General features: G+C 67.8%; 10 protein-coding genes. 5 read left to right on the forward strand and 5 right to left on the reverse strand.

Translation table 11 applies throughout. The features are described from left to right. Positions 1-16: 16 nt before the first annotated feature. From ACFV4K_RS01520 to ACFV4K_RS01530, 3 genes are all read right to left on the reverse strand, one after another. Positions 17-442, reverse strand: coding sequence for a DUF4254 domain-containing protein (locus ACFV4K_RS01520; protein WP_379271139.1), 426 nt, complete (start codon positions 440-442; stop codon positions 17-19). A gap of 210 nt (positions 443-652) precedes the next feature. Beyond that, positions 653-1,234 (reverse strand): TetR/AcrR family transcriptional regulator, encoded by a 582-nt coding sequence (locus ACFV4K_RS01525; RefSeq protein ID WP_379271140.1) that lies wholly within the window; start codon positions 1,232-1,234, stop codon positions 653-655. A gap of 37 nt (positions 1,235-1,271) precedes the next feature. Continuing rightward, complete coding sequence (locus tag ACFV4K_RS01530) at positions 1,272-2,420, reverse strand: epoxide hydrolase family protein (protein WP_379271141.1); 1,149 nt, start codon at positions 2,418-2,420, stop codon at positions 1,272-1,274. A gap of 95 nt (positions 2,421-2,515) precedes the next feature. On the opposite strand from ACFV4K_RS01530, the gene ACFV4K_RS01535 reads away from it, so the two are divergent. Further along, positions 2,516-3,484, forward strand: coding sequence for a helix-turn-helix transcriptional regulator (locus ACFV4K_RS01535; RefSeq protein ID WP_379271142.1), 969 nt, complete (start codon positions 2,516-2,518; stop codon positions 3,482-3,484). A 75-nt stretch (positions 3,485-3,559) separates the two neighbouring features. Here the strand turns inward: ACFV4K_RS01535 and ACFV4K_RS01540 are convergent, their stop codons facing one another. Both ACFV4K_RS01540 and ACFV4K_RS01545 read right to left on the reverse strand, forming a co-directional pair. Continuing rightward, on the reverse strand, positions 3,560-4,285 hold the full coding sequence (locus ACFV4K_RS01540; RefSeq protein WP_379271143.1) for an ABC transporter ATP-binding protein: 726 nt from the start codon (positions 4,283-4,285) through the stop codon (positions 3,560-3,562). A gap of 35 nt (positions 4,286-4,320) precedes the next feature. Next, positions 4,321-5,370: an ABC transporter permease gene (locus ACFV4K_RS01545; protein ID WP_379271144.1), complete on the reverse strand. Its 1,050-nt coding sequence runs from the start codon at positions 5,368-5,370 to the stop codon at positions 4,321-4,323. Between the two features lie 129 nt (positions 5,371-5,499). Between ACFV4K_RS01545 and ACFV4K_RS01550 the strand changes: the two genes are divergently transcribed. The 4 genes from ACFV4K_RS01550 (at position 5,500) to cobM (ending at position 8,588) form a co-directional block, all read left to right on the forward strand. Further along, positions 5,500-6,654, forward strand: coding sequence for a sensor histidine kinase (locus ACFV4K_RS01550; RefSeq protein ID WP_379271146.1), 1,155 nt, complete (start codon positions 5,500-5,502; stop codon positions 6,652-6,654). Next, entirely contained in the window at positions 6,651-7,286 is a 636-nt protein-coding gene (locus tag ACFV4K_RS01555) for a LuxR C-terminal-related transcriptional regulator (protein WP_379271148.1), read from the forward strand. Before ACFV4K_RS01550 ends, ACFV4K_RS01555 begins: the two co-directional genes overlap by 4 nt. 18 nt (positions 7,287-7,304) lie before the next feature. Beyond that, a complete protein-coding gene (locus tag ACFV4K_RS01560; RefSeq protein ID WP_379271149.1) occupies positions 7,305-7,730 on the forward strand; it encodes a PPOX class F420-dependent oxidoreductase in 426 nt (141 codons plus the stop codon). A 99-nt stretch (positions 7,731-7,829) separates the two neighbouring features. Then, a complete protein-coding gene (cobM, locus tag ACFV4K_RS01565; RefSeq protein WP_379271151.1) occupies positions 7,830-8,588 on the forward strand; it encodes a precorrin-4 C(11)-methyltransferase in 759 nt (252 codons plus the stop codon). The last annotated feature ends 313 nt before the right edge of the window (positions 8,589-8,901 follow it).

The following is an 8,901-nucleotide window of genomic DNA, read 5'->3' on the forward strand; positions in this document are numbered from 1 at the left end:
CGGCTGCGCGGGTTGCTCAGTGTGCACCGGGCAGGCGCCGCCGCCCGGTGCACACCTCCGACGCCAAATCCTCGTAGCCGACGGCCAATTCGGCCAGATGCTCCCAGGCCACGGTGAGGTCCCGGCCGGATTCGCGCGACAGGGCGGCATAGGCGGCGGCGGTGAGCCGGGCCAGCCGGTCGATGACCGCGCCGAGCGTCTCGGTGTGCACGCGGGCCGCGCCGTGCGACGGTGGCAATTGCGCCGTCACCCAGCAGTCGATCTCGTGCACCAAATTCGAACGGCGCGTGTCGAGTTCGGTGAGCTGCTCCGGCCGGGCGCTGAGCAGGCGCTCGTGCAGCCCGGTCAGATCGTGCGCGGCGCGCAATAGTGGATGTCCGGGAAATCCTGTCCCACGGCAAGCCTGAAGGACTTGGTTCTTGGATGGCAGTGTGTCCCTCATCGCTACTGCTCCTAATACCGCTCCCTGCGAATTCCAAGCACAGTAGTCAGCGCAGATGACAGGGACGTGTCTGCCGGTTCAACAGCCCACTGCCATTCCGCTAGGGGAACCTCCCCATAACCGACGATCAATCGGTGAGCCTGTTCTATATGGAACGATCGGTCTCGAATCCGGTCGGTCGTGAAAACTGTGGATGAATCGGAAATCCGTTCAGGCGAGCACGGATACGGCTGTCCGCGCCGCATCGCGCAGGCGCGCAGCGGAATCCGGCGTTCGCTCCAGAACTCGGACACCCTGGAGGAAAACCAGGAGGAATCGGGCAAGTGAACGCGGATCCGAATCCGCGGCCAGTTCTCCCTGCGCGCGAGCCCGCAGCAGTGCCGAAGTCAACGTCGTTTCCAGGTGTGCCCAGCTGGACTCCACCAGCCGCGCCACCGCCTCGTCGGTGCGGGCCCGTTCGACCGCGCTGTTCACCACCATGCAACCCAGATACGAATCGGGACTGGAGGCTTCGCGCACGAACCGCTCGACCAGTCCGCGCACCGCCGGCAGTACCGGACCGGGCTGCGACAGCTCCGCCATGATGGCCGGATCAGTGGTCTCGAGATAGCGCCGCAGAGCCTTCAGATACAAGTCGCGCTTACCGCCGAAGGTGCCGTAGATGCTCGCCTTGGCAATCCCAAGATGCTCAACCAGATCCGCCATCGAGGTCGCCTCATAGCCCTGCTCCCAGAACAATTCGAGAGCGCGGTGCAAGGCGGTGCCGGGGTCGAACTCCTTGGTCCTCGCCATGACGAGCACCCTACGTCTTTCGGGACCGCTCGGTCCGCTAACGCTGCCGTGACACGAGGTCGAAGAAGGTCTGGATATCGGCCGCGTGCGCCCTGGGCACATCCATGGCGAGGAAATGGTTACCGGTGTTGCCCTCGGGCCAGTACGCGATGGTGTTATCGCGTTCCGCGAGGCGGCGCATGAGCGGCGATCCGCCGGAATACACGCCGATCGGGACCAGTTTCTGGCCCGCCGGCCAGGCGAATCCGTCGTCGCCGAGGCCGTTGTACATGGGCCACGACGAGGTGGCGGCGGTATCGGTGAACCAGAAGACGCTCGCGTTGGCCAGCAGCTGATCGCGATCCACCGCCTCCTCCAGGTGATCGGCCAGCGGTGAGAACTCGTTGAACTTGTGCACCAGCCAACCCAGCAGCCCGACCGGCGAATCGGCCCACCCGTGCGCGAAAGTCTGCGGCGCCTGCCGCAACAGCACGTGGTGGTTCACCCCGGACTGCCACTTCTGCATGAGATCCCATTCGGCGCGCTCCTCGGCCGTCATGGTCGGCACGTCCGCCGCGGTCGGCATCCCGATACCGCCGTCGATGTGCACGCCGATCAGATGAGCCGGATCGGCGATCGCCATCTCCTGCACCACGTACGCGCCCAGATCCCCGCCCTGCGCGCCGTACCGGTCGTAACCGAGCCGCGCCATCAGCTCCACCCACATCCGGGCGACCCGGCGCGGCTTCATCCCCGGCTCACGCGGCGCCTCGGAGAACCCGAACCCGGGTACCGACGGAATCACCACATGGAAAGCCCGCGCCGATTCCATGCCGTGCGCCCGGGGATTCGTCAGCAGCGGAATGGTTTTCGTGAACTCGACGAAACTGTTCGGCCACCCGTGCGTGAGGATCAGCGGCACCGCGTCCGGATCCTCGGAACGCACATGCAGGAAATGCACATCCAGCCCGTCGATCTCGGTCAGGAACTGCGGGAACGCATTGTGCGCCGCTTCCTGTGCGCGCCAGTCGAATCCGGTACGCCAATACTCGGCCAGCTCGCGCAGATAGTCCACCGGCACACCGCGCTCCCAGCCCTGCCCCGGCAGCTGCCCGCTCCAGCGGGCCCGCGCCAGGCGGTCGTGGAGGTCGTCGAGCTCGGACTGCGGCACGGCGATGCGGAACGGGCGAATATCGGTGCTGGTCATCGTGGCTCCCCTTGGTATTCGGTGAACGGTTCGCCGACCAGGTTACGAAGCATGTAGGACTATTCTTGTCCTACTTCGAGCGCAGGATGGAATTCATGAGCGATACGTCGGCCCGGCTGCTCCGTTTGCTGTCCCTCCTGCAGACCCCGCGCGAATGGCCCGGCAGCGAACTGGCGGACCGTCTCGGCGTCACCGACCGCACGGTGCGCCGCGATATCGACCGGCTCCGCGACCTCGGCTACCCGGTCGAGGCCACCATGGGCGCGACCGGCGGCTATCGCCTGGTGGCCGGCGCCGCCATGCCGCCGCTGCTCCTCGACGACGACGAGGCCGTGGCCATCGCCGTCGGCCTGCGCGGCGCCGCGGGATCCGCCATCGCCGGCATCGAGGAGGCCTCGGTCCGTGCGCTCGCCAAACTCGAACAGGTCCTGCCCGCCAAACTGCGCCGCCGAGTGCGGGTGCTGGGTGTCGCCACCATCGCCCCGGGCGCGGGAGCGAACATCGTGGACCCGGAACTACTCACCGCACTGGCGGCGGCGATCTCCAACACCGAACGCGTCCGTTTCGGGTACGAGGCGGCGAATGGCGCCGAGACCCGTCGCCATGTCGAACCGGTCGGCCTCGTGCCGTACAGGCACCGCTGGTACCTGGTCGGGTTCGACCTCGACCGCGGTGATTGGCGGAGTTTTCGAGCCGACCGGGTCAGTCGAGTGCTCGCCACCGGGGCTCGGTTCGTGCCCCGGGAGCTTCCCGCGGCCGACCCCGCCGCCTACATCATCGGCGATCGAACCGACTGGGGGACGTCGTCCTTGCGCTTCCAGGTGGATATCGCCGCTCCGGCCTCGGCCGTGATCGGTCGGCTGGGGGAGGGGCCGGGCGATATCGTCGAACGGGGGCCGGAGGCTTGTGCGCTGGACATGCGGCGCGATGATCTGCCGGAGTGGGTGGCGCATCGCTTGCTGCAGTTGGAGGTCGAGATCACGGTGCACGGTCCGGCCGAGCTGGTGGAAGAGATGCGGAAGATTCGTGACCGTGCGGCGCGTGCGGTCGAAGGCAAGAGCTGAAGAGCGCACGACGCCGGACCGAAAGCGGGATACCGGACGTAGTCGTGGCGACCCCGTCCGGTATCCCTGGGCAATTCAGGCGGCAATCGCCGATTTCTGCTGTGTAAGAACGCCATCCACCATCTGGTAAACGCTGTCCATCTGATCCAGATGCGAAAGATCGTGCGTGACGAGCAGAGTGGCCGCACCGTGCTCGCGCACGATCCCGACGATCAGATCGATGATCGCGGCCCCGCGTTCCTGATCCAGCGCACTGGTCGGTTCGTCGATCACCAGCAACGACGGATCATTCATCAGCGCCCGCGCGATATTGACCCGCTGCCGCTGCCCACCGGAAAGCTGAGCCGGTCTCTTGTTCTCGTGGCCGCTCAACCCCACCGCGTGCAGCAGATCCCGCGCCCGCGCGCGAACTTCACGCCGCTTGCCGGGCGAAACGAACCAACTCTGCCCCAGATGCACCATCGCCTCGAGCTGCTCGATGGTCGTCAGCGCGGGAATCAGATTGGACTGCTGGAACACGATCCCGATCGAATCCCGCCGCATCGTCGCCGCATCCCGACGGCTCAGCTCCGCGAGATTCACGGTCCCGGAGGCGGTGTCGAGTTCTACGCGCCCCGATTCCGGGCGCAGCAGCGTCGACACCGTGGCCAGCAGCGTGGACTTGCCGGATCCCGACGGCCCGGTGATGGCGGCGATCTCGCCGCCGCCCACGCGCAGGTTCACGCGGTCGAGCGCGGTGATGCGCTCCGCGCCGTCCGGGAAGGTGAGGGTGAGGTCGGAGACGGTCAGTGTGTTGGTCATCGCGATGCTCCTGGGAGGCAAAGGGATCGTGGTCATCAGCGGGCCTGGTTGAGCGCGGTCAGCGGATCGGTGGTGACGAGGAAGCGCAGCGCGAACGCGGCGCCGAGCAGGCCGAGCGCGATCAGGGCGGCCGCCGGGAACAGCGTGGTGCCCGCGCTGAGGATGAACGGCACCGCGCCGCCCATGAACAGTCCGGCCACGACGGTGATTCCGACACCCACGCCGACGCCGAGCAGCAGCACGATCAGGGCCTGGCTCAAGGCATCCCGGATCAGCGATCCGGTGGTCGCGCCCAAGGCCTTCAGGGTCGCGATATCGGGCTGCCGCTGCACGGTCCACACGGTGAAGAACGCGCCGATCACGAGCGCCGAGATGGCGAACAGCATGACGGTCATCAGTGTCAGCGACCCGTTCTCGGCCTGGTACGAGGCCATGGCGGACAGTGAGTCCTTGCTGCTGGTCGTGGTGGTGTGCGCGGTCGAGTTCAGCGCCTTCTGTTCGCTCACCCCCGAGACCGCGAGGATGGTGGCCGCGCCCGAATGCGGGTTCAGCGCCTGCCAGTCCGACAGCGTCATCCACACCACCGGGGTGTGCGCGTACCAGTCGTCGTCGGTCACGCCCGCGACGTTGTAGCGCGCCGAGCCCAGCTCGACCGTGTCACCGGTCTTGGCTTCGAGGTTCTTCGCGGCCGCCTTGGACAGGATCACCGTGCCCGGTTCGGTAGCTGTGCGCTTGCCGAAGGGGGTGCCCTGCACGCCGAACAGGGCCACCTGGGTGGGGGACGCCCCGTTGACGGTGGCGCGGGTGCGGCTGATGCCGATCGGGTCGACGGTGCCGCCCGCGCGCTCCCAGGTCTGTACCTGTTCGGTGCTCAGCGTGGAGGCGTCGAAGGAGGGGGAGGAGCCGGTGTCGGAGAAGACGACGGTGTCGGTCCTCAGCGATTCGATGGCGGAGATGTTCTGGTGCGCCAGACCGGCCGTGAGACCGCTGAGAAAACTGACCAGCAGCGCGACCAGCGTGACCACCAGGGTAATCAGGAGGAAGCGGCCGCGGGCCGCCCGCAGATCTCTGAATGCGACGAACATACTTACACCCTCGCCGGGAAAGCCCGTCCCGCCATCGCGCCGCGGAACGAATCCCGGTCCGCCAACGGCACGGCGGCGTTTCCTACTTTCGATGGATGCCGGGGTAATTGCCCGGCATAAGCTGGTCGCGTGCACCGGTCCCCCCTGACTCCCGTCTTCTCCGCACTGCAGCTCGGGCTGCACGTGCTGGTCGTGGCGTTGACCGTGGTGGTGGCGGTGCAGGAGGTCGTCTCCGGGGCCCACCAGGTGCTGGTGGTCGTGCTGGCCGGGGTCTTCCTCGGCGTCTACTTCACCGGGGGACGGTTCCGCCGGAACCTGGTGGGAGCGCGGATCTGGCTCGGTGCGCTGACCCTGCTCTGGCTGGCCCTGGTGCTCGTCGCCCCGCTGGCCGTCTACCTGGTCTTCGGCCTCTTCTTCCTCTATCTGCATCTGCTGCCGCGCTATTGGGGCGTGCTGGCGGTGATCGCCGCGACCGTGGTCGCCGTCGTCGGGTTCGCCGCGCACCGCGGCTGGACGGTCGCCGGTGTGATCGGCCCGCTGCTGGGCGCGCTGGTCGCGGTCGCCATCGGGCTCGGCTACGAGGCGCTGTTCCGGGAGGCCGCGGAACGGCAGCGGCTGATCGACGAATTGCTCGCCACCCGAGAGACTCTCGCCGAACAGGAACGCACCGCGGGCAAGATGGCCGAACGCGAGCGGCTGGCGCAGGAGATCCACGACACCGTCGCGCAGGGGCTCAGCAGTATTCAGCTGCTGCTGCACGCCGTCGAGCGGGCCGCCCCCGATCATCCGGCGCTGGAACGGATTCGGCTGGCCCGGGAGACCGCCGCCGACAGTCTCGTCGAAACCCGCCATCTCATCGCCGAACTCACGCCGGCCGCGCTGGAGGGCCAGTCCCTCGCGGGCGCGCTCACCCGGATCGCGGAGCGGGCCGCCGCGCCCGGACTGGACGCGGAGGTTCTCGTCGAGGGCGATCCGCAGGCGCTGCCCATGCCGATCGAGGCCGCGCTGGTCCGCATCGCGCAGGGCGCGGTGTCGAATGTGGTGCGGCACGCGCAGGCTCAACGCATGCGGGTGACCCTCACCTACGGCGATGACGCCGTCCACCTCGACGTGGTCGACGACGGGGTGGGCATCGATCCGGCCGTGCTGGCCGAATCCCCGTCGGGCAGCTTCGGTTTGAACGCCATGCGCAATCGGGTGGAGCAGCAGGGCGGCACCATGGATGTCGAATCCGAACCCGGCCACACCGCGGTCACCGTCTACTTCCCCCTGGAGGACCAATGATCCGCATCCTCCTCGCCGACGACCACGCCATCGTCCGCGCGGGCCTGCGCGCCCTCCTCGACTCCAGCGTCGCCGAAACCGATTCCGACGACATCGAAGTCGTGGGGGAGGTCGCCACCGCCGAGGATTCGGTGGCCTTCTGCTCAACGACCGAGGTCGACCTGGTCCTGATGGACCTCCGCTTCGGTCCCGGCAAGTCCGGCGCCGACGCCACCGCCGCCCTGCGTGGCCTCCCGAACCCGCCGAACGTCCTGGTGGTCACCAACTACGACACCGACGCCGACATCCTCGGCGCCATCGAGGCGGGCGCCGTCGGCTACATCCTCAAGGACACCCCGCCGGCCGAACTCCTCGCCGCCGTCCGCTCCGCCGCCGAAGGCGAGAGCGTCCTCTCCCCGTCGGTCGCCTCCCGCCTCATGACCCGGGTCCGCAAACCCGACACCACCCTGAGCCCCCGCGAGATCGAAGTCCTGCGCCTGGTCGCCGACGGCCACTCCAACCGCGAGATCGGCAAGCGCCTCTTCCTCTCCGAGACCACCGTCAAATCCCACCTGGTCCACATCTATTCGAAGCTCGGCGTGAAATCCCGAACCTCCGCCGTGGCCAGGGCTCGAGAGCGCGGAGCCATCTGAGGTCGTAGCGTGTCGCCCATGGCCTCACTGTCCGATCAGCGCGTCCGCGATTTCCTCACCGAGGGCACCCGCACCGGCAAGCTGGCCTTCGTGGCCGCCGACGGCCGGCCCCTGGTCGCCCCGATCTGGTTCATCGTCGAGGACGACCACATCGTCTTCAATACCGGCAAGGACACCGCCAAGGGCCGGTCGATCCTGCGCGACGGCCGCGTCACCCTCTGCGTGGATGTGGCCGCGCCCCCGTACTCCTTCGTCCAGGTGCAGGGCGTGACCGAGGTCTCGGAGGATCAGGACGAGCTGATCCGCACGGCCACCGACATCGCCGCCCGCTATATGGGCGCGGACCGGGCCGAGGAGTTCGGGAAGCGCAACGGCGTCCCCGGGGAGCTCGTCGTCCGGCTCTTCCCGACGAAGGTTCTGGTCGAGTTCGAGGTCAGCGGCTGATCACTCTGCGGACCGTGTTCGAGGACGTGGTGCTGTTCGTGGTGGCGGTGCTGGTGGCGGTCGGACGGTTCGCCTGAGCGGGTGTGCGAGACTCGCCCGATGACAGTGCACTTCATCGGGGCCGGGCCCGGGGCGGCGGATCTGCTGACCGTGCGCGCGGTCGAACTGCTGCGCCGATCCCCGGTGTGCCTGTACGCGGGGACGTATCTGGACCCGGAAGTGCTGGCGTACTGCGCGCCCGACGCCGAGTTGATCGATACCCAGAAGCTGGATCTGGACGAGATCGTGGCGCATTGCGCGCGGGCGCACGCCGAGGGCAAGGAGGTCGCGCGGCTGTGCTCGGGCGATCCCTCCATATATTCGGCCCTCACCGAACAGAAGCGGCGACTGGATGCGCTGGGGATTCCGTGGGACGTGACGCCCGGGGTGCCCGCGTACGCCGCCGCCGCGGCCCTGCTCGGGGCGGAACTGACTGTGCCCGAACAGGTGCAGTCGGTGGTGTTGACTCGGACACACGCGCGCTCGACGGCTATGCCCGATTCGGAGGCGCTGGCCAATTTCGCCCGCACCCGGGCCACGCTGGTGCTGCACCTGGCCATCACCCGGATCCGCGCCCTCGCACAGGAGCTGACCGCCGACTACGGCAGTGCCTGCCCGGTGGCCGTGGTGTACCGGGCGACCCAGCCCGAGCAGCAGGTTCTCCGTGGAACCTTGGCCGACATCGCGGACCGCGTGGAGGCGGCCGGGCTGCGGCAGGCCGCGGTCATTCTGGTGGGCCGGGCACTGGCCGAAAGTATCGATTGCGCGCAGTCTCACCTGTACGACCCTGGTCGCGATAGGTCGCATATCACTGGCTGAAACAGTGAAATGGGAAGATAGCCGACGGCTATGGCCCTTTCGGATTCCCGCTTGCGCGCTGCCGGTAGATTGGACCGAGTGTCCGTCACCAGAATCACGACTGTGACCCGGCGTTGGCCGGTGGGTGTGGTCGCGCCCATGTAACAAGATCGGCCAGCTGGGGGGATACCTCCCAGGGAGTCTCGACAACAAAAACAAGACGGTGAAGTAAGCCCCGAACGCCGGACGTCACGCTGACCGCAGCGATGGCGTCCTGTTCGGGTTTTTCGGCGGGGAACGCTGCGGTCGTGGTGTTCCGGAAGCGAGGTTTGGG

The organism is Nocardia sp. NPDC059764 (assembly GCF_042732555.1).
GTDB lineage: Bacteria > Actinomycetota > Actinomycetes > Mycobacteriales > Mycobacteriaceae > Nocardia.

What these genes read in the sequence shown, in the direction of transcription:
- ACFV4K_RS01545 (WP_379271144.1), bottom strand. Translation starts at nt 5,370, where the DNA reads ATGTTCGTCGCATTCAGAGATCTGCGGGCGGCCCGCGGCCGCTTCCTC.
- ACFV4K_RS01535 (WP_379271142.1), top strand. Translation starts at nt 2,516, where the DNA reads ATGAGCGATACGTCGGCCCGGCTGCTCCGTTTGCTGTCCCTCCTGCAG.
- ACFV4K_RS01530 (WP_379271141.1), bottom strand. Translation starts at nt 2,420, where the DNA reads ATGACCAGCACCGATATTCGCCCGTTCCGCATCGCCGTGCCGCAGTCC.
- ACFV4K_RS01520 (WP_379271139.1), bottom strand. Translation starts at nt 442, where the DNA reads ATGAGGGACACACTGCCATCCAAGAACCAAGTCCTTCAGGCTTGCCGT.
- cobM (WP_379271151.1), top strand. Translation starts at nt 7,830, where the DNA reads ATGACAGTGCACTTCATCGGGGCCGGGCCCGGGGCGGCGGATCTGCTG.
- ACFV4K_RS01560 (WP_379271149.1), top strand. Translation starts at nt 7,305, where the DNA reads ATGGCCTCACTGTCCGATCAGCGCGTCCGCGATTTCCTCACCGAGGGC.
- ACFV4K_RS01525 (WP_379271140.1), bottom strand. Translation starts at nt 1,234, where the DNA reads ATGGCGAGGACCAAGGAGTTCGACCCCGGCACCGCCTTGCACCGCGCT.
- ACFV4K_RS01540 (WP_379271143.1), bottom strand. Translation starts at nt 4,285, where the DNA reads ATGACCAACACACTGACCGTCTCCGACCTCACCCTCACCTTCCCGGAC.
- ACFV4K_RS01555 (WP_379271148.1), top strand. Translation starts at nt 6,651, where the DNA reads ATGATCCGCATCCTCCTCGCCGACGACCACGCCATCGTCCGCGCGGGC.